Here is a 23344-nt window from a genome sequence, read left to right as displayed (position 1 = left end):
CTTTAACGAGTTCCGGTGCATATGGCACAACCATCTAGTTACTCTGCTCTCAACCGATATCATCTTGGTATCTGGTATAGCGCTTATCGCCTGCTGATCAGCACTGGCCTGCTGCTTATTTTTCTACTGACCTACCCCGAACTGACCAGCGACTACCAATATCCGCAGCTGTATTATTATGCGCTGGGAATCTGGGTAGCAATCAATACGGTACAGCTGTTCGCGTTGAAGTGGATCAGACGTCTGATCCAGCCGCAGCTGATCATGATTTTCTTTGTTGATGTCTGCCTATTAAGTTTGCTGACCTTGGCCAGCAATGGTCCGAATCTGCAAATCGGGCTGCTGTTCGTGATTACCATTTTTTCTGCATCTTTATTATTAGATGCAAAAAAAGCATTGGTCTTCACCCTGATTGCCGTCATTAGCATTATCTATCAGCATTTTATCGGCAGTATTTTTGCATTTTCCTCACTTAGCAATATCAGTAATAGCGCCCTGCTGGCCTTTTTGTTTTTTGTCGTCTATGGCACCGGGCAAATTGCCGTGCGCCGTTTTCAGATTCTGGAAAACCTGAACTTCTCTCAATCGCTGGAACTTTATCGCTTACAGAATATTAACCGTTATATTCTGGAGCAAATTGAAACCGGTTATCTGGTTCTGGATGAAAATTATCATGTGGTACTCAGTAATCCTGCTGCCTGTCATCTGCTTGGGATTGAATCCAAATACGGTCTGGAAAAATTTACCTTATACCAGTCACAGCCGGATTTATTTGAACTGATCCATTTTGAAACGCTGGAAAATGGTGAACGCTTTCAGTTTGAATCCCAGCAAAGTCGCTATAACATTCATGTCCAGGTACAAAAGCTGATTGTACCGCATCAAACCCTAACGCTACTGGTATTACAGGATGCCAAAAAACTCAATCAGCAAGTGCAACAACTCAAACTTGCCGCACTGGGGCAGCTTTCGGCCAGTATTGCGCATGAAATTCGTAATCCTCTAGCCGCCATTGTCCAGGCCAATGATTTGTATCTAGACTCGGAAGCTGAACAGCAACAGCTACTCCACCAGATGATTGGCCGGCAGGCGACCCGGATTGACCGGATTATTCAGGACACACTGAATATGGTCAAAAATAAAGAAACCCATCCGGTGCCGATTCATCTCAATGAATTTATCCCGTTATTTATCCAGGAAGATCTGGCTGATATTCGTGATCAGATTCAATTTAATATTGATGTCTCGCTGGCGATTCAGTTTGATGAGGCACAATTCCGGCAAATCCTGATAAATCTGATTCGCAACGCCATCCGTCACAATTCAGCAGATGCCAATTACATTCAGCTGAATATACATCCCTATGAACATCGGGTCTGGATTGATATCCGGGATTTCGGCTCAGGTGTAGCCATACACGACCAGGCCCTATTATTTCAACCTTTTTTCAGCACCTCGATTAGTGGAACCGGATTAGGACTGTACTTATCACATAGTTTTTGTGAAGCAAATCAGGCACAATTAAACTATATACAACAAGAACAGGGCGCATGCTTTCGCATTAGCTGCCAACGTATTACGGTATAAAGGGGTTTAAGGGAAATGAGTGTGGAACAACAGCCACTGGTGCTCTTGGTGGATGATGAAGAAGATTTATGCACCCTCATGCAAATGTCGTTGCTGCGGATGGGGATTCGTACGCACATCGCACATTGTCTGCAAGATGCTAAAAAATGTCTTGCAGATCATCAATATGATGCCTGTTTAACTGACCTGAACCTGCCCGATGGCAATGGTTTGGAGTTACTGGAGTGGATTGGCCATCTCTACCCTGCACTTCCTGTCGCGGTTCTGACCGCCTATGGCAACATGGAAATCGCGATTGCTGCACTCAAGGCCGGTGCCTTTGACTTTGTCAGCAAACCGATCAATCAGAAACATCTGGAACAGCTGCTACAAAAAGCACTGAATAAACCGGTGGATTATTCCCATAATAATCCAAATGATGCTTTAGAACATAAAATGCTGATTGGGCAATCGATACCGATTCAGCACTTACGTATTACCTTACAAAAAATTGCCCGCTCACAGGCACCGGTTTTTATTACTGGCGAATCGGGAACTGGCAAGGAAGTGGTGGCCAATCTGGTCCATCGCCTGAGTAACCGCAATGAAGGTCCTTTTATTGCGATTAACTGTGGTGCCATTCCGACTGAGTTGATGGAAAGCGAACTGTTTGGGCATAAGAAAGGCAGCTTTACCGGCGCTGCTCAGGACAAACAGGGACTGATTCAATCTGCCCATGGTGGCAGTCTGTTTCTGGATGAAATTGCAGAATTACCGCTTTCTATGCAGGTCAAATTGTTACGTGCCGTACAGGAAAAACGTATTCGTCCACTCGGTTCGGATACCGAAATTGATGTGGATTTCCGTGTGATCAGTGCCACGCATCAGGATCTGGAAGCCTTGGTGCAACAAGGCAAATTCCGTCAGGATTTATATTTCCGTATTCATGTAATGGATCTGACTTTACCGCCGCTGCGTGAACGCGGCCAGGATATTCTGTTATTGGCCGAACACTTTATTCAGAAGATTTGCCAGGAATGGGGCATTTCCAATAAAAAACTGACCGAACGCAGCAAAGAGTTCTTATTGGGACAATATTATCCAGGTAATGTACGTGAATTACGTAACATTATGGAACGCGCGATTACTTTAAGTGATGAAGAGCGGATTGATCTTCAGCATTTGCAGAGTGCACCGCTGCGTCAGGCGCTAAACAGCCCTCAGGAGATGAATACGCTCACGAGCGAGATTATTGCGACCGAAACCCTGATTGCACCTAAAAAGCTGCCTGAAGAGGGTCTAGAGCTGTATTTGGAAAAGGTCGAAAAAGAAATTTTACTCAATGCGCTGAATCTAACGCACTGGAACCGAACACTGGCCGCAAAAAAACTCGGCATGTCGTTCCGTTCCCTGCGCTATCGTTTGAAAAAGTTCGGACTGGATACCGAAGAAGACGAATAATTATTTTTGTAGGAGCAGCAAGTCTGTAACATGTTCCAGATAGCTCTCCTCACGCATTTCCTGCTTAAACGGATAGTTGAAATGCGGCTGCACGCCCCGCCCTTCAATCATCTGGCCACTCGGGCTAAAGTATTGCGATACGGTCATCTGTAAGGCTGAATCATTGCTTAAAGGAAAGAGTTTCTGCACTACGCCTTTGCCATAGCTCTTTTCTCCGACTACCCAGGCACGATTATGTTCTTTCAAGGCTGCAGTAAACACTTCTGCTGCAGAAGCCGAGCGGTTGTTAATCAGCACCCCAACTTTCAGATTCTGGAACTCAAAACTCGGCAAGGCCTGAAATTGCTGGTTGCCTTCAGCACGGCTTTTGGTCGAGACAATTACGCCCTGATTCAAAAATAAATCGGCAGATTCAACTGCTGCAGACAATAAGCCTCCCGGGTTATTACGCAGATCAAATAATACGGCTTTTAAGCGTTTATCCGAGTAACTTTCGATTAGACGTTTAATTTCATTGGCAGTATCTTGCTGAAAAACCTTGATCTGTAAAACCAGAACCTGATTATTGTGCAGGCTCGATTTAATTTCAGTATCCAGTTTGGTATTGCGGACCAGACGAACGGCCGGACTTTGCGGGGAGAGCTGAATCATGAGCGTAGAGCCAACGGCTCCGCTCAATAACTGCCGGACTTGTTCCTGATTCAGGCTACTTAAGACCTGATCGTCAATTTTATAAACAGTGACGCCATTTCGCAGTCCTTGCTTGGCTGAATCTGCATCGGCACTCAGTCCCTGAACCACCCATTGCTTCAACCGCGGGTCAAATTGCAGATCAAAATCAATGCTGGCCAGATCCCCTTCGGTATATTCACGCAGCTGCTTATAATCTTCAGGCGACAAATAACGGGAATAGCGGTCTAAGCCACTGACCAGACCCTGAATGGCCTGTTGGAATAAGGCATCGTCATTTTTATCTTGAATATAATTATCTTTTACAATGCCATAAATTTGTACGAATTCCTGAATAGATGCTACAGGGATTTCAGAATAGACCTGCCCATCCATTTCCATATCATCGAATGCGGGCTCATTTGAACCCGCACCCCAGGCTGAATGACTCAAACACATCAGTAAGCATGGTATTACAACAGACTTCCAGCGTGTTCTTGTCATTCTTTGACCTTTTTAGAATTTTATCGAAAATTATGCATCAAGCTGAATCAGGTTACGACCTTGCATTTCAGCAGGCACTGGAACTTGCATCAGGCTTAATAAAGTCGGTGCAACATCTGCCAATACACCGCCTTCTGCGATCGTGGCCTGAGTTGGACCCACATAAATAAATGGAACCAGTTCAGTGGTATGCTGAGTATGTACCTGACCACTGTGATAGTCCTGCATCTGCTCTACGTTACCATGATCGGCAGTCACAATCATATGACCTTTTTGCGCCATTACCGCTTCATAAACCCGGCCCAAACAGGTATCAACTGCTTCAACAGCTTTCACCGCAGCATCGAATACACCCGTATGACCGACCATATCACCATTAGCAAAGTTCACGACCAGCAGATCAAATTCACCTGAATTGATCGCAGCCACCAGCTCATCAGTCACTTCATAAGCACTCATTTCCGGTTTAAGGTCATAAGTGGCTACGTTTGGCGATGGAATCAGGATACGTTTCTCACCCGGATATTCATCTTCACGGCCGCCGCTGAAGAAGAAGGTCACATGCGCATACTTTTCTGTTTCCGCGATACGCAGCTGAGTTTTACCCAAGTTAGACAGGTATTCACCAATCGAGTTGACCAATGCTTCAGGCATATACGCCACAGGTGCATCAATCGTGGCTTGATAACGCGTCAACATGACAAACTTCGCCAGATTTGGCACCACTTTACGTTCAAAACCGGCAAAGTCTTTTTCCACAAATGCGCGGGTCAATTCACGGGCACGATCGGCACGGAAGTTCATGAATACGACGCTATCGCCATCCTGAATTTTTGCCAGCTCGCCAATACGGGTCGCTTTGACAAACTCATCCGACTCATCGGCTGCGTAAGCCTGATCCAGACCTTCAACTGCGCTGGCAGCTGTACGAACCGCTTCACCTTCAGTCAACAAGCGATAGGCCTGTTCAACACGATCCCAACGGTTGTCACGATCCATGGCAAAATAACGGCCAATCATGGTCGCAATACGACCTTGACCTGGATATTGTGCGAATAAGGCATCCAGTTTTTCCAATGACGGCTGGGCACTTCGTGGCGGCGTATCACGACCATCCAGGAAAGCATGCAAATAAACTTTGACACCACGTTTGAGTGCCAGTTCAGCCATCGCAACAATATGGTCTTCATGCGAATGCACACCGCCTTGAGATAAAAGGCCGAGCAAATGCACTGCACCACCTGAAGCTTTGGCTTTTTCAACCGCATCGACGAGTACTTCATGATTGAAGAAATCACCGGTACGAATGTCTTTGGTAATCCGGGTAAAATCCTGATACAGCACACGACCTGCACCGAGGTTCATATGTCCGACTTCCGAGTTCCCCATCTGGCCATCTGGCAGACCAACATCTTCGCCTGAACCCGAGATCAAACCATGCGGATGCTTGTCCTGCATTGCAGTTAAATTTGGTCGTTTAGCTGCTAAAAACGCGTTGTCTTCGACCGCTTCGCGATGACCCACACCATCCATAATCACCAAAACGTGAGGGATTTTGCCAGCAGTTGCATCCGTCATAATGAAATACTCTGTTCGTCTACGAATTAATCGCTCTATTTTAGCGAAGTTTGCAAAAAGAGGCCATGACCAGAGTATGGTTTAAGCCACTCATCGCGATTGATTTGTTCTATTTTCCTGGGTCTTAGCGTGCCCGATGCAGCAGGTAACCCCCAATACCGAACATGATCAGAATCGGAATAAAGACAAACCATGCCGGAGATGGCGCATAGACCAGACTGGCATAGCCGAGGAAATCCTGTAGATAGAAAAAGCCCAGACCGGCAAATAAGGCAATCACCAGACGAAAACCCATGGATTGCTGACGCAGCGGCCCGAAAATAAATGAACAGGCAATCACCACCAGTGCAATCAGGGCAAAAGGAGAACCGAGTTTCTGCCAGAAAGCCAGTTGATAGGTTTTTGGCACCTGACTATATTCATGCATATAACTTGTGAAACTGACCAGTTGGCTCGGTGACAAGTCTTCAGGATCGATGGTGACCATATGCACATATTTTGGCTGTAATGCCAGTGCCAAAGGTTGCTGTTCCTGCTTGATCAGGGTAGCACTACCATTTTGCAGAATATCGAACTGCTCGGTATTGCTTAATGTCCAGGAGCCATCTGTGACGAATTCGCCCTGATCCGCTTGCAAGGTGCCGCGTAAGCGATAATTTTCATCAAAATCCAGCATCTGCACATTTTTCAGCTGACCTTGCGAATTGGCATAATCAATATAAATAAAGCGCTGCCCTTCCCGTGTCCAGTAACCCCGCACTTCGCCCAGTTGCGCGGCTTTACTCGAACTTTTTACGCTCTTGGCCTGTTCATTGGTATAAGGAATCACCCACTCGCTCAAGGCAAATGACAAGACCACCAGCAGTAATGCTGAACGGATCACCCAGCCAACAATCCGCCACAGACTGATCCCGATCGAGCGCATCACAATCAGTTCACTATTTGAGGCTAATGTGCCCAAACCTAAAACCGCACCGATCAGCGCCGAGATCGGCAGAATTTCATAAAGATAATTCGGAGCACCCCAGAGCACATATTTCAAGGCATCCCAGGCGCCATAACCTTCTTTTAGTGAACCCAGCTCACCCAGATAAGTAAATAACACCTGTAAACCCGCCAACACAGCGGTTGCACCCAGCATCGCCAGCGCAGTGGTTTGGGTCACATGTTTTGCAACTATACGACGTGCCAACATTATTAAGACCTCACTCGCTGAATCTGTTTCTTGATTTTCGGGGCCAAATTCTGTTTACGTGAGAACAAGGCACCCGCAATCGCATAAGCAATCAGGATCAATGGATAAGCCCAGATCCCCATTTCCTCTTTACTGATCCGGGTTTTCACGGCCATTAACGCCACAATCAGACTGGCAAAGATCATGAGCGCCGGAAATAACTTGAGATAACGACCTTGGCGCGGACTCACTTCAGACAAGGCCACGGCCAGAATCAAAGCAATCAGAATCGCAAATGGTACAAATACCCGCCAGCCTAATTCACTGGCCACCACAGGATCCTGACGGTTCTGCCACAATTGCGAGGTTGGCAGGGCTTCAACTTCAGCACTGGCAAACTGTGCTTCCTCATCATTTTCTAAACGCAGACGATAGCTTGCAAATTCAGCCTGGGTATATTGCGGAGTGCCCGGATAGATTTCATAACGGCGACCTTGAATCAGATCGACCACATTGGCCGCATCATTTGGCACCTCAATGCGGGTGGCTTCCTGGGCCAGAATCATCACATCTGGTTTACCGGGTTTTTCTGCTCGCTGATAGAAGAAAATATCTTTTAAGTTTTTACGGTCTTCGGACAGATCACCGGCATAAATGGTATAGGGGCCAGAGGAAATAAATTCTTTCGGTCGCACCAGGTCAAAGCCGGTGCGTACCGCCTGACTGGTGGTCAGCGCTTCAAACTGGCGGATTCCCCATGGCGCTGCCCAGAGCATCAAGCCGGCTTGGGCAATGAGAAACACCAAGGTCATCGGCACCAGAAGGCGCGCCAATTGATGCCGGCTGACACCACTGCCATTCATCACCGCCATTTCATGGTCGACATATAAACGGCCAAATACCAGCATCAGGCCAATAAAGAAACCGAGCGGAAGAATTAAGGTCAAAAACTCAGGCAAACGGTAGCCAATGATGCTAAATAAAATGCCTGCATCCAGACGGCCTTGCGCTGCGACACCAAAATACTTGATCAGTCGGCCACCCATCATGATCAAGGTCAATAAGGCAATCACCACCAAGGATGTCGAGACAACTTGCTTGACCAGATAACGCCGAATAATCAAATTAATTCTTCCAAAATAAGGTCTATAAAACGAGTGCTAGTTTACCCGAATAGCAAAAATATAAAACCTAGACGGCCCTACCCATTGAAACTCTATTCAGATAAATGGTTCAATGACTGAATGATTTACAAATCTAGACAGGCGTGAAAACAGAATATGAAACTTACAATTAATACGTCATTCCCAGAGAATGGATCAAGTCAATCTTTGTTGATTTTAGTTGACTCAGAACAACTTCAAAATACCACCTCAACCTATCAAATCAACAATTTAGACAGATTAATTGAAGCATCTCAGTTCAAAGCAGCTTTGGCTGAAAGTCTGAGCCTGATTGGCCAAGTCAGCCAGTCCAGCCATGCAGCACTGATCGGTTTAGGCAAAGTCGCTGAATTGCAACCAGCAAAACTCGCAAAAATTGCCCAGACTATTATTCAGGCCACTCAAAAAAAATTCAAACAGATTTCTGTAGACCTGACACAACTTCCACAAGAATTGCATTATCTGTTTGCTCTGGCTTTGACTCAAGCCAGCTATGGTTATGATGAATATAAGTCGAAAAAGAATGAATTTGTACTTGAACAGATCGACCTGATTGCCACGCATAGCGTTTTAACGACAGAACAGCTGCAACTGGTTCAAGCAGTACAGAGCGGGCAAAACCTGGCACGTGATCTGGGCAACCGTCCGGGCAATATCTGTTTCCCGGAATATCTGGCAGATCAGGCCATCGCCTTGGCTGCTGAATATCCGGATTTACTGAAAGTCACGGTACTGGATGAACAACAGATGGCAGATTTAGGCATGGGTGCCTTCCTTGCAGTCAGCCAGGGTTCAGAGCGTCCGGGTCGTATTATCAGCATTGAATATCAATCAGAGCGTAGTGAAGCGCCAGTGGTACTGGTCGGTAAAGGCATTACCTTTGATACCGGTGGTATTTCACTCAAACCTGGCGCAGGTATGGATGAAATGAAATACGACATGTGCGGTGCAGCCTCTGTACTGGGTACCATGCGTGCATTGTGTGAGTCCCGCTTAGCTCTGCATGTGGTAGGAACCATTGCCGCAGCAGAAAATATGCCTTCTGGTAAAGCCACTCGTCCAGGTGATATCGTCACGACGATGAGCGGTCAAACGGTTGAAATCCTGAATACCGATGCCGAAGGTCGTCTGGTGTTATGTGACACCCTGACCTATGTGAAACGTTTCAACCCTGCTCTGGTGATTGATATTGCGACCTTGACCGGTGCATGTGTGGTGGCTTTGGGTTCCGTGCTGACAGGTCTGTTCACACCAGATGATAAATTGGCAGCAGAACTGGAAACTGCCGGCCAGCATTCATTTGACCGGGTATGGCGTATGCCGGTCATAGATGACTATCAGGAACAACTCGATTCACCATTTGCCGATATTGGCAATATCGGTGGCCCAAAAGCTGGTTCTGTCACTGCAGCCTGCTTCTTGCAACGTTTTACCCGTGAATATCGCTGGGCACATCTGGATGTTGCAGGTACAGCATGGAACTCAGGTGCCAATAAAGGGGCAACCGGGCGTCCAGTGCCATTATTGATGCAGTTCCTGGCCAACCGCGTTCAAACGAATGGCTAAGGTCAGCTTTTATTTATTTGAAAAAAGTCCTGAACGACAAGTCGAAAGTGCTTGTCGTTTATGCCGCAAGATTCTGCGCCAGCCGGCGCGGATCTGGTTACTATGTGCCGATGCAGCGTTACAACAGCAGCTGGATGAACGCCTGTGGAGCTTTGATCGCGCGAGTTTTATTCCGCATGGCATTGATCAGCCTGAGGCGAGCGTGTGTATTTCGGCAACATTGCCTGAACAGTCCGACTGGATTATTTTCAATTTTAATCCGGAAGCACTTGAACCTTACGCAAAATTTAGTCACATTATTGAGATCATTGAAAACCATGAAACGGCTAAACAGCTGGGTCGTGAAAAATTCAAACAATATCGTCGTTTAGGTATTGAGCCCAACACCCATAAGCTTTAACCGATATCACCCACAAGGAGAGGCATGTGGCATTAAATGTAGGTCCAGATTTTAAACAGCGCTGGTTAAATGTGCCAGAAGCTGTACGTCAGACCTTTATCGATGACCTCTCTCGGATCTGTGACATTTTAAAGCCTGAAACCTCTTTAGAAGAATGGCAGATTCGTGATCAGCGCTTACAGCAGGAATCTGAACGCAAGATTGAAGAAGCCTATGCGCAGCGCAAGGCTGAATTGATTGAGGCTGCACGTATTCGCAGACAGCTGGCACTCGAACAGGCCCTGGCCGATAAACGTGCTGCAGAGCAGGCTGCGATTGCACAGTTATATCAGGATGAACAGCGTAAATTTACTGAGCAGACTCAAGCCCTCGCTGACATAAACCTCAGTCTAGAGACAGAAATGCAGCACTATGTTGCCCGTTATCAGAAAAATCCTGAGCATAGTTTTGACTTTGCCCAAGGTCGTATCCAGATTCAAGACCACACCATTTTATCTGAATTAGAGAGTGTGCGTTTGCGTCTGGAACTGGAGGCAGAAACGGTGATTGAACAGACCATCAATGCACTAAGAGAACAAATGCGTGTGGCGGCCCAAGAAGAAATCGACTATATACTGAAAAATTCAGAATTTTCCGAGCAAGTGAGACCTGATTAAAAATCCCAACTCATATAAAAAGCCCGCTCATTCGGTAATGCTGATCAGTTAAGGAGTTTAGAAATAGATGCTTTAACTGTTTAGCCGTTCACGATGGAGCCTTAAGGTTTTACATCAAACATCTGTAAATTATTGGTTAATTTGGTTTTGCCCAAATGAGAAGCGGAGCTTCGCAAGGAGGACATCTTGCGGTGCAATTCACCGCATGCCTCAGACAGTTGCGGATGACCTTTCCATCCATCAAATATAATTATGAATTTAAAAAAGAAAATACCAGTCAATTGCTTAACTGAGTGGCATCCGGCTGATTCGGATTTTTAATTTGATCTTTTAGAGCACATCGGCCAGCATAAAGGCAGCATTTCCAAGCAAATAGCCAATACTTAATAAAGTACCAATCCAGAGAATACCACCCGTAATATTATAAAAGCTGAATGTGGCAAAACTCATATGGGCTGAACCGGCAGCAAAAGGGCCAAATGAACGAACAAAAGGAATAAAACGCGCAATCAGAATGGTTTTACCGCCATGTTTCACAAAATAGTGATTGGTTTTCACCATATATTCTGGCTTGAAATAGCGTGAATGCCGATTAAAATATTTTAGGCCCAGCACTTTTCCAGTGTAATAATTCACGGTGTAGCCGAGTACCGATGCAGTAAAGAGCAGTAATCCCATCGAATGCAGGGTCAATATATCGCTGCTGGCACATAACGCTCCTACAGCCAGCAATAAACTGTCACCGGGCAGAAAAAAGAAAAATACTGAGCCGGTTTCCGCAAAAATCACCAGAAACAGGATCGCGTAGATCCATACCCCATATTGATCAAGCAATAGCGGTAATGACTGTTCCAAGTTGAGTAAAAAATCGAGCATTCGACCCGTCCACCAAGGCAATATTTGCAAATTGAATTGCTGATTATCCCGAAAAATAAAAAAACAGTCTAATTTTTCAATCAGACTGTTCAGTATTTAAGCATTCCGCTTATTTTAAAAAGCCATTTTCAGCCAGAAAATCCATGCTGATCTTAGACTGTTCAGTGGTATCTGCGGCTTTATCACCGAGCAATAAACGCTCGATATAACGTGCCAACACATCCACTTCCAGATTGACCTTGCTACCCACTTTCCAGGTACCGATATTGGTACGTTCAGCCGTATGCGGAATCAAGTTCAGACTAATCACACAGCCACGCAAGTGATTAATGGTCAGGCTAATACCATCGACTGTGACCGAACCTTTTTCTGCCAGATATCTGGCAATTTCAGCCGGTGCAGTGACTTCATAATAAATCGAGCGTGCATCTGCACGCACCAAAGTGATCTCGCCGACTGCATCGACATGACCTGAAACAATATGGCCGCCAAAACGCGTGGTCGGCAACATGGCTTTTTCGACGTTAACAGGTTGACCGGCTTTCCAGTTGCCCAGTGTCGTCCGGTTCAGACTTTCACGGGACACATCAGCTGCATACCAGTTTTCGCCCCAGTCAATGACTGTCAGGCAGATGCCATTTGTAGCAATAGAATCACCCAGATGTACATCCGACATGTCCAGGTCAGTCTGGATACGTAAACGTACATCACCACCCACACTTTGCAGACTGTCTACTTTGCCAAGGCTTTCGATAATACCTGTAAACATTTTTATTTCCTTTTCTATTCTTTTACCAGAGTGCCAACTGGGTACTGACACCGGTGGTATCCACACCGCCCAATTCTGCATAATGATGCAACTGGCTGAGGAGTTGACGGATCGGTGGACCTGACCTGGCATGGGTATCGGTAATCACAATAAATTCCAGTACGCGTGCACGTTCAGATTGGCGCTGTTTGCTGACCCGATAACGTGGTACATCCTGAGTCAGCAAGGTCACCCGGCCACGTTTCAGGTTGGCCTGCAATAAATCAGTGGCGCTGATATTACCATCCGTTGAATAACTGGTCAGAATGAAACGCGCATTGATGGTCGCCAACAAGTTTTCATAGGCTTCTTTGGCATATTTGGAAGAGTTGTACTGGCTCGGACGCTCTTTGCGCCATGCCCGGTCAATCCCGCTCTTGAAGCCCTTGGTATCTGGCGTCGGTAAATCGGCCTGATCCCATAAGGTCAAAGCATTCAGGACATGGTAATTACTGCTATAGGCATGCTGATTATACGGTGGATCCAGATAAGCCACATCTACTTCAAAACCGCTCATCTGATTGGCCAGATGCTGGGCATCGACACACCACATTTCGGCAGCCATACCTTTCTTCTGATCCGACTCGCAAAAGCGGCTTGGGGTCAGCCACAGTAAAGATTCAATCCGTTCCAGCGCCGTTTGGGTTTTTCCGCCCCAGCCGTGGTGGAAACTCTTGAAAACGCCCGAGGTATTGCTGACAAAACTGGCTGAATACAGTAATGGTGCCAGCAAGGCAGACATCTCTACATCGTCAATGGCACCTTGGGCCTGCCAAGCTGCAATCTGCTGACGAATCGCATCAATACGCATGCCGTTACGACGTTTAAAGAACAAACGGTCACGGGCGGGATCATAAATTTCATCATTGCGCGGACACAGGTTATGCGTGACCCAGCCTTTCACTTCCGGCAGACGGTTCAGATAATCAATGGCTTTCTGATAGCCACCCAATTCTTTAAACGCCGGTGCTTCAGTACAGGCCAGCACCGCATGATTCAATGCATGGCTATAGGGTTCCCAGTCATTGGCAATCACGCGATAACCATTTTGACGGGCTAAGCGTGATACCACACCAGAACCAGCAAAAAAATCAGCAAAAATCGGCGCACGGCCATCTTCACGCTTCAGAGTTCCTGTAATTTCAAGTGCTTCCAGAATCAAATGTAATAAACGGCGTTTGTTGCCCAGATAAGGAACCAGCTGATGGAAAAGATATTCATCGGTGGTACGTGCCGCATGGCGACGTTTATGATAAACCGTAGACTCTGAACTCATAGTGTCTCTTGAAAAGGAATTAACCTGAAGCGCACGTCATCACCCAAGCGGGTCACATCGCGCAGCTTAAATCGGAGTTGTTCTGCCATAAGGCTGAATTCTGCATTAAACATAGTACGTGCAGACTGACCCAATAAGGTCGGTGCAACGTAACTGATCAGTTCATCAACCAATTGTTCTTGTAAAAATGCCGTAGATAAGGTCGCCCCTGCTTCCACCAAGACATCATAAATCTGATGCTGCTCAGCCAGCTGGGACAATAATTGTTTTAAAGGCTGTACCGGCAATTGTAACACACCCAGATCGGCCAGCTCTTGCCGAAAAGGTCCCATCACCAACACGGTGTCGGCTTGCGCTAGAATTTTCGCCGTTAATGGCAAACGCCCCTGACGATCCAAAATGATACGCTTGGGCTGTACTACTGTTTCAATATCTTCAATGCCATCGAGTTGCCGCACATTCAGCTGACAGTCATCGGCCAGAACTGTTTCAATCCCAGTGATGACTGCACCGGAAATGGCCCGCCAATACTGCACGTCCTGACGCGCCTCGGCTCCGGTAATCCATTTCGATTCACCGGATGCCATCGCCGTACGGCCATCCAGACTGGATGCAATTTTAAGTCGCACATACGGCATGCCGGTCGCCATGGCTTTCAGGAAACCTTGATTCAGCTGATGCGCTTGTTCCTGACCAATCCCGACTTCAACATCGATACCGGCATCTTTTAAAATCTGTACACCCTTGCCCGCCACCAGCGGATTTGGATCAGGACAGGCCACGACCACTTTAGCCACACCAGCTTCAACCAGACCCTTGGCACATGGCGGCGTTCGGCCATAATGCGCACACGGCTCCAAAGTGACATACGCGGTTGCACCACGTGCCTGCTCACTAGCCTGACGCAGCGCGAATACTTCAGCATGCGGCTGCCCTGCTTGAGGATGAAAACCCTCACCGATAATGACGCCATCTTTGACAATGACACAGCCGACATTCGGATTGGGCTTGGTCGAGTATTGACCTTGCTGGGCAAGCTGAATTGCGCGGCGCATCCAGACTTGATCTTGATTCAGTTCAGACATGCTTATTCTTGTGATTCTCGCTGTTGCATCTGTTCAATTTGATGACGAAAAGCTTCAACATCCTGGAAATCCTGATAAACCGAAGCGAAACGCACATAGGCCACGTGATCGAGTGCGAATAAAGACTGCATGACAATTTCACCGATGGTACGCGATTTCACATCACGTTCACCCAGACGGCGAATCTGTAACTGGATATCGCTCAATACCGTTTCAATCTGTTCCTGAGTTACCGGACGTTTCTGCAAGGCATGCATCAGGGAACGACGTAATTTGGCTTCATCAAAGGGTTCATTCTTGCCATCCGATTTAATCACGCGCGGCATCACCACTTCATAACTTTCAAAAGTCGTAAAACGTTCATTACAACTGACACATTCACGGCGACGACGAATCTGACAGCCTTCAGCTGCCAGGCGTGAATCAATCACTTTACTGTCGGCAGTATTGCAAAATGGGCAATGCATAGCGGTTTAATTGAACAAATCCAGATGGATTCCGAGTGTAGCAAAAATTGCAAACTTTGTAGAGTCTTACGCAACATATAGAAAAAAAACAGCCCATTTGGGCTGTTTTGCACTATATATTGATTATTGTGTGTTTATTATTATTCGACACGTTCACCATGCTGGCTCAAATCCAGACCCATGCGCTCATCATCAGATGCGACACGGATACCAATGATCAAGTCAATCACTTTCAGGATAATGAACGTCATGATGGCAGAGTAAGCGATGGTCGCAAGTACACCTTCAACTTGAACCCAAAGCTGGCTCATCATGTTGGCTGGCGCAGCATCCCCCATAATGAATTCGCTGGCAAAAAAAGCGGTCAAAATCGCACCGACCACACCGCCTACACCATGCAGGCCAAACGCATCTAAAGAATCATCGGCTTTCAAGGCACGTTTCAGCGCAGTGATTCCCCAGAAACACACCACACCACCGATCAGACCCATCGCCAATGCACCACCGACAGTCACAAAACCTGCGGCTGGCGTAATCACCACCAGACCAGCAACTGCACCCGATACGCCGCCTAATACAGATGCTTTGCCACGTGCCAGTTTTTCAGTAATCAGCCAAGAGATCGCTGCCGCTGCCGCTGCCACTTGAGTCACCACCAGCGCATAACCTGCAGAGCCGTTCGCACCCAAGGCAGAACCACCGTTGAAACCGAACCAGCCCACCCAAAGTAAAGATGCACCCACCACAGTAAGGGTCAAGTTGTGTGGCGCCATCGATTCACGGCCCAGGCCCATACGTTTGCCCAGCATATACGCTGCTACCAGACCGGCAACACCCGAGTTGATGTGAACCACTGTACCACCAGCAAAATCGAGCGCACCGTCATTACCCAACCAGCCGCCGCCCCAGACCCAGTGAGTAATCGGCGCATAGACAATCACCACCCAAAGTGCAATGAAAGCAACGAAAGCACCAAATTTCATCCGTTCTGCGATCGAACCACTAATAATTGCAACGGTAATGATGGCAAAAGTCATTTGGAAAATGACAAACAGAATTTCAGGAATGGTGCCTGAAAGCGCCTCTGTGGTAATACCGGCCAACATAAATTTGTCCAAGCTACCAATGAAGGCATTCCCTTCCCCGAAGGCCAGGGTATAACCGATAATCACCCAGACAATGCTGACGACTGCAGCGGCAATAAAGCTATGCGCCATGGTCGCCAGGACGTTTTTCTTACGGACCATACCGCCATAAAAGAGTGCTAGACCCGGAATGGTCATGAGTAAAACTAATGCGGTGGACGTTAAAACCCAGGCAGTATCACCTGTATCTAATGTTGCTTCTTCTGCAGGTACTGCTGTTTCAACTGGCGCTGCTTCAGCAATTGCTGCTGGAGTATCTGCCGTATTATTCAGTGTGGTTTCGCCTGTTTCTTCAACAAGCACAATGTCTTCTGCGGGTGGTGTTGCTGTTGCAGCATTTTCAGCCCATGCAACAGAACCACCAAAAAGTGCGCCGGCCATGCCGAACGCAAGTAGCATTTTTTTCATTCGTATCCCCCAACCAAGTTTTTGTGAGTTCTTAGGTACTCAGCAAACTTCGTGCCAAGTTAGACAGCGTCTGCACCTGTTTCACCTGTACGAATACGGATGACTTGTTCTAAGTTCGTCACGAAAATTTTTCCGTCACCAATTTTTCCAGTGCTAGCAACACGCGTAATAGATTCAATGACGGAGTCAACCATGTCATCGCTAATCGCGATTTCAATTTTGACTTTCGGCAGGAAATCTACAACGTATTCAGCACCACGATAGAGTTCAGTATGGCCTTTTTGACGACCAAAGCCTTTCACTTCAGTTACAGTGATGCCTTGAACACCAATTTCAGACAATGCTTCACGAACATCATCCAATTTAAAAGGTTTTACGATTGCAGTTACGAGCTTCATGTTTGTTTTCCTTCGGCTTATTTCACCAGTAAGGTTTTACGTTCAAATTTCATGCCAAGATTCCTAAGGTCGGGGGAAATTAGAAAGCCCGGCATGCGGTTTATTTATACCTTATTTTATACTTATAAAGGTTTTGAATCTTTAAAAAACCGACATTTTTTATGTGGATTTTTACAATATCTCTTATCGATTAAGCCTATATTTTGTCTGAAATACTAGGGTCTGTATTCGAGCAATGCTAAACTGTCGCTTCCTTTCGATGGCGATGGATCAGACAATGATTGAAACCCTATTACAAGCAATTTTGCAGCAAGTTGAACAACCTAAGAAAGATCTGGAACAGAATATTCGTGCTCTATTAAATGAAGCTGTGACAAAAATGGATCTGGTGTCCAAAGAAGAAATTGAACGTCAACGTACTGCCCTCGATAATGCCAATCATCGCCTCAATGATTTGCTGAAACAGGTTGAAGCCTTAGAAGATAAAATTTCGAATAAAAAATAAGCACAAGTACAGTGCACAAAAGACCTAAGACCGATAAAAATAATGCACTAAATTGGAACAATAATAATGTCTTTTGCCAAAATTTATACGCGAGGCTTGCTTGGCCTGCACGCGCCTTTAATTGAAGTCGAAGTTCATGTCAGTTCCGGCATGCCTTCACTCACGATTGTGGGGCTTCCTGAAGCCGCAGTCCGGGAAAGTAAAGACCGGGTGCGTTCTGCCATTTTAAATAGTGGCTTTCAGTTTCCGACCAAACGCCTGACCATTAATCTGGCTCCAGCAGATCTACCGAAAGATGGTTCGCGTCTGGATTTACCGATTGCTTTAGGTATTTTGGTCGCCTCCGGACAGCTTCCGGAAAACTGCACCGATGATCTTGAGTTTATTGGAGAATTGGCTCTCGATGGTCAACTTCGCCCAGTCACAGGGATCCTGAGCATTGCGATTGCCTGTCAACATGATCAGCATCAACTGATGCTGCCGGGTCCGAATGCACAAGAAGCCTGCCAACTCCCGGACTTTAAGGTCTTTGCTGCCAATCATCTAAAAGAGGTGTGTGAGCATCTTGCTCAGACGCAGTGCTTAGCAGAAATACAAACCATCCCAGTCGATACCAACCATTTTTATAAATGTGATCTTGCCGATGTCAAAGGCCAATTGCGGCCACGGCGTGCACTGGAAATTGCAGCAGCGGGTGGCCATTCCCTGCTGTTTCGAGGACCACCGGGGACAGGAAAAACCTTACTCGCATCTCGATTAGCCAGTATTTTACCGCCTTTAAAAACCCAGGAAAATCTGGAAGTTGCCAGTATTTATTCAGTCGCCAATGCCAATCATCCTTTTGGCCAGCGGCCGTTTCGAGCCCCGCATCATACTGCTTCTGCTGTTGCACTGGTCGGTGGCGGCTCACACCCCAAACCGGGTGAAATTACGCTGGCGCATTTGGGGGTGTTATTTCTGGATGAATTGCCTGAATTTGATCGAAAGGTACTTGAAGTTTTGCGCCAGCCTCTGGAAGCCAAAGAAATTGTGATTTCTCGTGCATCACGTCAGATCACTTTTCCAGCCAATTTTCAGCTGGTGGCTGCCATGAATCCCTGCCCATGCGGTTATGCCTTTAATCAGGATATTCGCTGCCAATGTTCGCCTGACAGTATCAAGCGCTATCAGAACCGGATTTCAGGGCCGCTGCTGGATCGGATTGATTTACATATTGATGTACCGCCCTTACAGGCGCATGAGTTACAGGATAATCGGCCGACAGAGGACTCTGAAACGGTCAGACAACGCGTGATAGCAGCTTATGAGATTCAGATGCAACGGCAAAATAGCTTGAATATGAGTTTGAGTCCAAAGCAGCTAGAACATTATGCTGGCTTGGATCAGTCTGCCCAGAATATGCTTGAACTGGCTCAGCAAAAACTAAATTTATCAGCACGCGGCTACCATCGGGTCTTGCGTGTCGCACGCACCATTGCCGATTTAAGTCAAAGTCCAGATATTCAAAGTCAGCATCTGTCTGAAGCCCTCTCTTATCGCGGGCAGCAGCAGATTTAAGTCATTAAAAAAGGCGACCTAAGGTCGCCTTTTTATCTAAAGAGAATTAGAAGCTATAACCCAGTCCAAATACGACCTTGTTCTTAAATTTATTATCGTCACGGTCATAACCACCCAAGATATAATTCATGCTTGCAGTCACACCTGTATCCGCTAGAGGTTTACTTAAACCGATATCAAAATGGCGGAAGCCAAATGATTCACTGCTGTCTTCAATATACTTACCCGATTCTTCGTAAATATATAAACCCAAAGCTGTATCTAGGCTAAAGTCTTTTGGCAGTGCATAGCTATATGTCCCTTTTAAGTATGTATCACCTGCATTACCCCAACCAGTATCTTCCAATAAAGTCTGTGCAGTCAGGCTTACATCTTTATAATCCAGACCTAATAGCAGCTCAAAACCATCATAAATACTTGTGTCTACATCATAGTAATAATAGTAAGTGGTTCCTACTGTAAAGCCTACGTCTTCATTGATTGAACCACCGTAACCTAGGTAAAAGTTATTTTCCATTGGGTTAGTAGTACCATAAGAATCTGTACCTAAAGTTGATGTCCACCAACCTGCGTAAAAACCCGATGCGTGGTTATAATCCAACCCACCTTGTAAAGTCGCCCCTGTATTCTCAACTGCTGTTGTATTACCACGTAATACATAGCTTGAAAGTACGCTGATATTTCCAGATACTGTATGTTCAGCAGCAGGTTCTTCGGCAAAAGTAAAAGAAGATACAGCGCCCAATAAAGCAAGAGATAATACTTTTAATGTTAATTTCATTGTGTGGCTCCCCCAGATCGTCTGAGACGTTTTTATGATCATTGATTAAACTCAAGCTCAAAATTTGCAAGAGCTATGCCAATCTGGATAAAAGGAACCAAAATAATAAATCTAAAAAGACAAATAAAATTTAAACCATTGTTTTTAAATAAAAATTAAAATTATGAAAAAATGAATTATCTAAGCTTTCTTTTAAATAAATGTAGTTAAGGGTATTTCATCAATTTTTTAATACTTATACATAATCATTTACAATTTGCCCCATTTTGATTCTATTTTTGTAATGATTAAAATTTGTGCTAAAAAATAGTGCGTAATTTTTGATCACATTTTTTGCACGTTCTAAAATAAATAAGCTGCTTATGTTCATTTCACCCCTTCAGAAATATCATTTATATCTTCCAATAAAATTATGTTTTTACTCACTTTTTACCGACAGTTTAAAAATTAATCACCTCAAATCCTTGCTATTGTTTAATTGAGTTAAAAAAATCTAAACTTTAGTGGAATATATCTAATAAAAAATGACATTTTTTTAGCATTTCTTATACAATTCCTAAAAAATTCCGATCAATTTGTATAAGGCTCTCTTCCCAATGCAAAATTCAAAAAAATTAACATTAGCAGTTTTGATTCAGGCTGCTTTGGTTTCTACTGCTTTCGCTAGCGAGCAAAGTGAATCGAAAGGTTTTGTAGAAGATGCTGAGGGTACAGTTTTATTCCGTACTGGTTATTTATCTCGTGATAAGAAAAATGGCGTAGCAGATACAAGTTCAGCTGCACAAACTGCAATCGTGAAACTGGATTCTGGCTTTACTCAAGGTGTAGTCGGTTTTGGTGCCGGGATCATCGGTGATGCTTCTTTCAAACTAGGAAACAACAAAAATGCCGGTAATGGCATGATTCCTCGTGAAAATGGTTTCAACGCTGACGGTGATTACGTTAAAGGCGCTGGCGATACTTATGATCATTGGGCGCGTGGTGGTGCTTATGTGAAAGCTCGTGTATCTAATACCACTGCTGTATATGGTACCCAAGTTTTAGATCTTCCTGTATTGGCATCAAATACTGCACGTCTCGTTCCTGAATACTTTGAAGGTGTATTAGTTACTAGTAATGAAATTGATAACCTGTCATTAACAGCTGGTAAATTTACTAAAAACCAATATTCAGACCAAATCGACTCTGATGGTAACGAGCTCGATAGTGCTGTTGTTTGGGGCGCAAAATATAAATTTAGTGATGCGCTAAACGCTTCTTACTATGGTACAGATATTAAAGACCGTTTAGACCGTCATTATGTGAATGCGAACTATAGCTATGCAGTAGCCAATGGCGGCACTTTAACTCACGATTTTAGTGGCTATCATACTGAGTGGGATAAAAAAGCTGATGGTGGTGCATATACTTATTCTCATACCACAAATGACTTAAGTAACTTAAGCAACAATATTTGGGCTATTTCTACCACTTACAATACTGGTCCGCACAATGTCATGGTGGCTTACCAACAAAATACTGGTAACACAGGCTATGACTATGGTTTGGGTCGCGGTGTAGGTGATGGTCATCAAACAATTTATCTACCAAACTCATATCTATCTGATTTCATTGGAAATAATGAAAAATCAGCACAACTTCAATATACCTTTGACTTCGGTGCTGTAAATGTTCCTGGTCTATCTTGGACTTCAGCATTTGTATATGGTTGGGATATTGATGTACCAGCAGACCCTGAAGGCGATCGTTCAGTGTTAGCGACTAGCGATGCTCATGAACGTGAATTCTTTAACCAGGTGAAATATACTGTTCAATCTGGTTTTGCTAAAGATGCAAGCTTGCGTTTACGTCACTCTTACTACCGTGCAAGCAATGATTACCAATCTAACTACATTGGTGACACCAACGAATGGCGTATCTGGTTAGACATTCCTGTGAAATTATTCTAATTCACTCGAATTTCAAGCCATAATAAAAAACCTGCACAATGTGCAGGTTTTTTTGTTTAAGCTTTAAAAAGTTAAAGACTTAAACTGAAAAAGCAAATGAATTATTTATTTGCTTCTGCATAAGCTGCAATTGAGCTGAGTACTTCTTGTTTCGCAACATCAGCACCTTCCCAACCGCTTAACTTAACCCATTTTCCAGGCTCTAAGTCTTTGTAGTGCTGGAAGAAATGTTCAATTTGGCTAATCAACAATGGCGGAAGATCAGTATATTCCTGAATATCTTTGTAGATTGGAGTCAATTTGTCGTGTGGAACTGCAACCAGTTTCGCATCAACACCACCATCATCTTCCATGTTCAGTTTACCGACAGGACGGCAACGGATCACAGAACCTGGCTCTACTGGGTGTGGCGTTACAACCAATACGTCAAGTGGATCACCATCAAGAGAAAGTGTATTAGGTACATAACCGTAGTTTGCTGGGTAGAACATTGCTGTACCCATGAAACGGTCTACGAATAATGCATCAGAATCTTTATCAATTTCGTATTTGATCGGTGCTGCATTGGCAGGAATTTCGATAATCACATAGATGTCGTTTGGCGCATCTTTACCCGCTGGGATATTGCTGTAGCTCATAGCATCACTCTTTAACAAGTTATATCTTTTAAAAAACCGCGACAATTATAACGGTTTTTAAAGAAATTTTTGGATTTTAAAATATCGAACTGTAAATATGTCCGCGAACTGTAATTGATTGCTTAAACGATCTTGATGATCAGCAGCAATAAAGCCACAGGACATAAGATTGAAAGCAGCCAGACGATCGAACGTAAAGTCGCCCAGTTGGCCAGATAACAAATGCCGTACAACACACGAAATACCAGATAGGCTATCCCGAAGGTCATGACCAGGGTTTGAGGAACCACCATATATTCAGCCATTAAAATAGCGGCAATAAACAATGGTAAACTTTCAAAACTATTTTGCTGGACGGCATTGGCACGGCTCGAGAGCCCGGTTGATTTTGCTAAAAACTCTCGTGGGTTCTGATTGTCTTTTGCGCTAAAGCCTGCCGATTTCTTTGCAATCAAAGTAAATACATAAGGCAAAAGACAAGCGGCTAAAATGAGATAAATCACCCCACTAATGCTGTGCATCTGTTTTTTCTCATGAAAATTTTATATCTATCATAGCATGGTGTTTCGTGAATAAATTTTGTTAAATAACCTGAGTTCGATGAAATATTTTAGCTTTTTAGCAAGTTTTGGAAAGTTGGCTTATTTGGATTTAAGCAATAAGCCACTATAGCAGCCATAATATTCACCATAAAGTTATTCACCGAACGATGAC

22 protein-coding genes and 1 pseudogene are annotated in these 23344 nt (G+C 45.0%); 8 read left to right on the top strand and 15 right to left on the bottom strand.

Annotated elements, in window-relative coordinates:
• Positions 1 to 21: 21 nt before the first annotated feature.
• Positions 22 to 1587, top strand: a complete 1566-nt coding sequence (locus tag FTU45_RS05305) for a nitrogen regulation protein NR(II) (RefSeq protein WP_180076070.1) — start codon at positions 22 to 24, stop codon at positions 1585 to 1587.
• Positions 1588 to 1602: 15 nt separating this feature from the next.
• Positions 1603 to 3027 carry a sigma-54 dependent transcriptional regulator gene (locus FTU45_RS05300; protein ID WP_180076069.1) on the top strand — a complete coding sequence of 475 codons (1425 nt, stop codon included), beginning with the start codon at positions 1603 to 1605 and terminating at the stop codon, positions 3025 to 3027.
• Here the strand turns inward: FTU45_RS05300 and FTU45_RS05295 are convergent, their stop codons facing one another.
• From FTU45_RS05295 to lptF, 4 genes are all read right to left on the bottom strand, one after another.
• Positions 3028 to 4200: a S41 family peptidase gene (locus FTU45_RS05295; protein WP_180076068.1), complete on the bottom strand. Its 1173-nt coding sequence runs from the start codon at positions 4198 to 4200 to the stop codon at positions 3028 to 3030. It lies immediately after the preceding gene.
• 30 nt (positions 4201 to 4230) lie between these two features.
• Positions 4231 to 5778, bottom strand: coding sequence for a 2,3-bisphosphoglycerate-independent phosphoglycerate mutase (gene gpmI / locus FTU45_RS05290; protein ID WP_180076067.1), 1548 nt, complete (start codon positions 5776 to 5778; stop codon positions 4231 to 4233).
• A 124-nt stretch (positions 5779 to 5902) separates the two neighbouring features.
• Positions 5903 to 6973: an LPS export ABC transporter permease LptG gene (gene lptG / locus FTU45_RS05285; protein WP_100355203.1), complete on the bottom strand. Its 1071-nt coding sequence runs from the start codon at positions 6971 to 6973 to the stop codon at positions 5903 to 5905.
• Between the two features lie 2 nt (positions 6974 to 6975).
• Positions 6976 to 8076, bottom strand: a complete 1101-nt coding sequence (lptF, locus tag FTU45_RS05280; RefSeq protein WP_005169028.1) for an LPS export ABC transporter permease LptF — start codon at positions 8074 to 8076, stop codon at positions 6976 to 6978.
• A gap of 156 nt (positions 8077 to 8232) precedes the next feature.
• Here lptF and FTU45_RS05275 point away from each other — a divergent pair, with 156 nt between their 5' ends.
• The 3 genes from FTU45_RS05275 to FTU45_RS05265 are packed head-to-tail and all read left to right on the top strand — an operon-like array spanning position 8233 to position 10737.
• Complete coding sequence (locus FTU45_RS05275; protein ID WP_005094464.1) at positions 8233 to 9681, top strand: leucyl aminopeptidase; 1449 nt, start codon at positions 8233 to 8235, stop codon at positions 9679 to 9681.
• Positions 9674 to 10081, top strand: coding sequence for a DNA polymerase III subunit chi (locus FTU45_RS05270; protein ID WP_005094466.1), 408 nt, complete (start codon positions 9674 to 9676; stop codon positions 10079 to 10081). The genes FTU45_RS05275 and FTU45_RS05270 overlap by 8 nt, the downstream gene beginning before the upstream one ends.
• A 26-nt stretch (positions 10082 to 10107) precedes the next feature.
• Positions 10108 to 10737 carry a hypothetical protein gene (locus FTU45_RS05265; RefSeq protein ID WP_005094469.1) on the top strand — a complete coding sequence of 210 codons (630 nt, stop codon included), beginning with the start codon at positions 10108 to 10110 and terminating at the stop codon, positions 10735 to 10737.
• Positions 10738 to 11067: 330 nt separating this feature from the next.
• Here the strand turns inward: FTU45_RS05265 and FTU45_RS05260 are convergent, their stop codons facing one another.
• The 7 genes from FTU45_RS05260 to glnK form a co-directional block, all read right to left on the bottom strand.
• Positions 11068 to 11613 (bottom strand): VTT domain-containing protein, encoded by a 546-nt coding sequence (locus tag FTU45_RS05260; RefSeq protein WP_180076066.1) that lies wholly within the window; start codon positions 11611 to 11613, stop codon positions 11068 to 11070.
• Between the two features lie 109 nt (positions 11614 to 11722).
• Entirely contained in the window at positions 11723 to 12382 is a 660-nt protein-coding gene (locus FTU45_RS05255; RefSeq protein WP_180076065.1) for a riboflavin synthase, read from the bottom strand.
• A gap of 22 nt (positions 12383 to 12404) precedes the next feature.
• On the bottom strand, positions 12405 to 13697 hold the full coding sequence (locus tag FTU45_RS05250) for a DNA adenine methylase (protein WP_005094477.1): 1293 nt from the start codon (positions 13695 to 13697) through the stop codon (positions 12405 to 12407).
• Positions 13694 to 14782, bottom strand: coding sequence for a bifunctional diaminohydroxyphosphoribosylaminopyrimidine deaminase/5-amino-6-(5-phosphoribosylamino)uracil reductase RibD (ribD, locus tag FTU45_RS05245; RefSeq protein WP_005169044.1), 1089 nt, complete (start codon positions 14780 to 14782; stop codon positions 13694 to 13696). The genes FTU45_RS05250 and ribD overlap by 4 nt, the downstream gene beginning before the upstream one ends.
• Before the next feature lie 2 nt (positions 14783 to 14784).
• Positions 14785 to 15249 carry a transcriptional regulator NrdR gene (gene nrdR / locus FTU45_RS05240; RefSeq protein ID WP_005094481.1) on the bottom strand — a complete coding sequence of 155 codons (465 nt, stop codon included), beginning with the start codon at positions 15247 to 15249 and terminating at the stop codon, positions 14785 to 14787.
• 140 nt (positions 15250 to 15389) lie between these two features.
• Positions 15390 to 16802: an ammonium transporter gene (locus tag FTU45_RS05235; protein ID WP_180040931.1), complete on the bottom strand. Its 1413-nt coding sequence runs from the start codon at positions 16800 to 16802 to the stop codon at positions 15390 to 15392.
• A gap of 59 nt (positions 16803 to 16861) precedes the next feature.
• Complete coding sequence (gene glnK / locus FTU45_RS05230; protein WP_005094485.1) at positions 16862 to 17200, bottom strand: P-II family nitrogen regulator; 339 nt, start codon at positions 17198 to 17200, stop codon at positions 16862 to 16864.
• A 277-nt stretch (positions 17201 to 17477) separates the two neighbouring features.
• Between glnK and FTU45_RS05225 the strand changes: the two genes are divergently transcribed.
• Both FTU45_RS05225 and FTU45_RS05220 read left to right on the top strand, forming a co-directional pair.
• Positions 17478 to 17705, top strand: a complete 228-nt coding sequence (locus tag FTU45_RS05225) for an accessory factor UbiK family protein (RefSeq protein ID WP_005094487.1) — start codon at positions 17478 to 17480, stop codon at positions 17703 to 17705.
• Positions 17706 to 17771: 66 nt separating this feature from the next.
• The gene (locus tag FTU45_RS05220) at positions 17772 to 19262 is read left to right on the top strand and encodes a YifB family Mg chelatase-like AAA ATPase (RefSeq protein ID WP_180076064.1); all 1491 of its coding nucleotides are present in this window, start codon (positions 17772 to 17774) and stop codon (positions 19260 to 19262) included.
• 46 nt (positions 19263 to 19308) lie between these two features.
• Here the strand turns inward: FTU45_RS05220 and FTU45_RS05215 are convergent, their stop codons facing one another.
• Positions 19309 to 20043, bottom strand: a complete 735-nt coding sequence (locus FTU45_RS05215) for a TorF family putative porin (RefSeq protein ID WP_074383673.1) — start codon at positions 20041 to 20043, stop codon at positions 19309 to 19311.
• Between the two features lie 596 nt (positions 20044 to 20639).
• On the opposite strand from FTU45_RS05215, the gene FTU45_RS05210 reads away from it, so the two are divergent.
• Entirely contained in the window at positions 20640 to 21992 is a 1353-nt protein-coding gene (locus tag FTU45_RS05210) for an OprD family outer membrane porin (RefSeq protein ID WP_180076063.1), read from the top strand.
• A gap of 101 nt (positions 21993 to 22093) precedes the next feature.
• Here FTU45_RS05210 and ppa read toward each other — a convergent pair whose 3' ends face one another.
• The 3 genes and pseudogenes from ppa to FTU45_RS05195 form a co-directional block, all read right to left on the bottom strand.
• Entirely contained in the window at positions 22094 to 22630 is a 537-nt protein-coding gene (gene ppa / locus FTU45_RS05205) for an inorganic diphosphatase (RefSeq protein ID WP_086214507.1), read from the bottom strand.
• Between the two features lie 122 nt (positions 22631 to 22752).
• Positions 22753 to 23151, bottom strand: coding sequence for an MAPEG family protein (locus FTU45_RS05200; protein ID WP_005094494.1), 399 nt, complete (start codon positions 23149 to 23151; stop codon positions 22753 to 22755).
• An 89-nt stretch (positions 23152 to 23240) separates the two neighbouring features.
• A pseudogene (locus FTU45_RS05195) lies at positions 23241 to 23344 on the bottom strand (IS982 family transposase); the annotation flags it as partial.

It is taken from the genome of Acinetobacter sp. YH12106 (assembly GCF_013418995.1).
Classification (GTDB): Bacteria; Pseudomonadota; Gammaproteobacteria; order Pseudomonadales; family Moraxellaceae; genus Acinetobacter; species Acinetobacter pseudolwoffii.
Note: the sequence above shows the minus strand (reverse complement) of the source record. Positions and strands in the feature narration are given on the sequence as shown.

Excerpts from the sequence above, each read along its gene's own strand:
- FTU45_RS05305 (WP_180076070.1), top strand. The coding sequence starts at position 22 with ATGGCACAACCATCTAGTTACTCTGCTCTCAACCGATATCATCTTGGT.
- FTU45_RS05300 (WP_180076069.1), top strand. The coding sequence starts at position 1,603 with ATGAGTGTGGAACAACAGCCACTGGTGCTCTTGGTGGATGATGAAGAA.
- FTU45_RS05295 (WP_180076068.1), bottom strand. The coding sequence starts at position 4,200 with ATGACAAGAACACGCTGGAAGTCTGTTGTAATACCATGCTTACTGATG.
- gpmI (WP_180076067.1), bottom strand. The coding sequence starts at position 5,778 with ATGACGGATGCAACTGCTGGCAAAATCCCTCACGTTTTGGTGATTATG.
- lptG (WP_100355203.1), bottom strand. The coding sequence starts at position 6,973 with ATGTTGGCACGTCGTATAGTTGCAAAACATGTGACCCAAACCACTGCG.
- FTU45_RS05275 (WP_005094464.1), top strand. The coding sequence starts at position 8,233 with ATGAAACTTACAATTAATACGTCATTCCCAGAGAATGGATCAAGTCAA.
- FTU45_RS05270 (WP_005094466.1), top strand. The coding sequence starts at position 9,674 with ATGGCTAAGGTCAGCTTTTATTTATTTGAAAAAAGTCCTGAACGACAA.
- FTU45_RS05260 (WP_180076066.1), bottom strand. The coding sequence starts at position 11,613 with ATGCTCGATTTTTTACTCAACTTGGAACAGTCATTACCGCTATTGCTT.
- FTU45_RS05255 (WP_180076065.1), bottom strand. The coding sequence starts at position 12,382 with ATGTTTACAGGTATTATCGAAAGCCTTGGCAAAGTAGACAGTCTGCAA.
- FTU45_RS05250 (WP_005094477.1), bottom strand. The coding sequence starts at position 13,697 with ATGAGTTCAGAGTCTACGGTTTATCATAAACGTCGCCATGCGGCACGT.
- ribD (WP_005169044.1), bottom strand. The coding sequence starts at position 14,782 with ATGTCTGAACTGAATCAAGATCAAGTCTGGATGCGCCGCGCAATTCAG.
- nrdR (WP_005094481.1), bottom strand. The coding sequence starts at position 15,249 with ATGCATTGCCCATTTTGCAATACTGCCGACAGTAAAGTGATTGATTCA.
- FTU45_RS05235 (WP_180040931.1), bottom strand. The coding sequence starts at position 16,802 with ATGAAAAAAATGCTACTTGCGTTCGGCATGGCCGGCGCACTTTTTGGT.
- glnK (WP_005094485.1), bottom strand. The coding sequence starts at position 17,200 with ATGAAGCTCGTAACTGCAATCGTAAAACCTTTTAAATTGGATGATGTT.
- FTU45_RS05225 (WP_005094487.1), top strand. The coding sequence starts at position 17,478 with ATGATTGAAACCCTATTACAAGCAATTTTGCAGCAAGTTGAACAACCT.
- FTU45_RS05220 (WP_180076064.1), top strand. The coding sequence starts at position 17,772 with ATGTCTTTTGCCAAAATTTATACGCGAGGCTTGCTTGGCCTGCACGCG.
- FTU45_RS05215 (WP_074383673.1), bottom strand. The coding sequence starts at position 20,043 with ATGAAATTAACATTAAAAGTATTATCTCTTGCTTTATTGGGCGCTGTA.
- FTU45_RS05210 (WP_180076063.1), top strand. The coding sequence starts at position 20,640 with ATGCAAAATTCAAAAAAATTAACATTAGCAGTTTTGATTCAGGCTGCT.
- ppa (WP_086214507.1), bottom strand. The coding sequence starts at position 22,630 with ATGAGCTACAGCAATATCCCAGCGGGTAAAGATGCGCCAAACGACATC.
- FTU45_RS05200 (WP_005094494.1), bottom strand. The coding sequence starts at position 23,151 with ATGCACAGCATTAGTGGGGTGATTTATCTCATTTTAGCCGCTTGTCTT.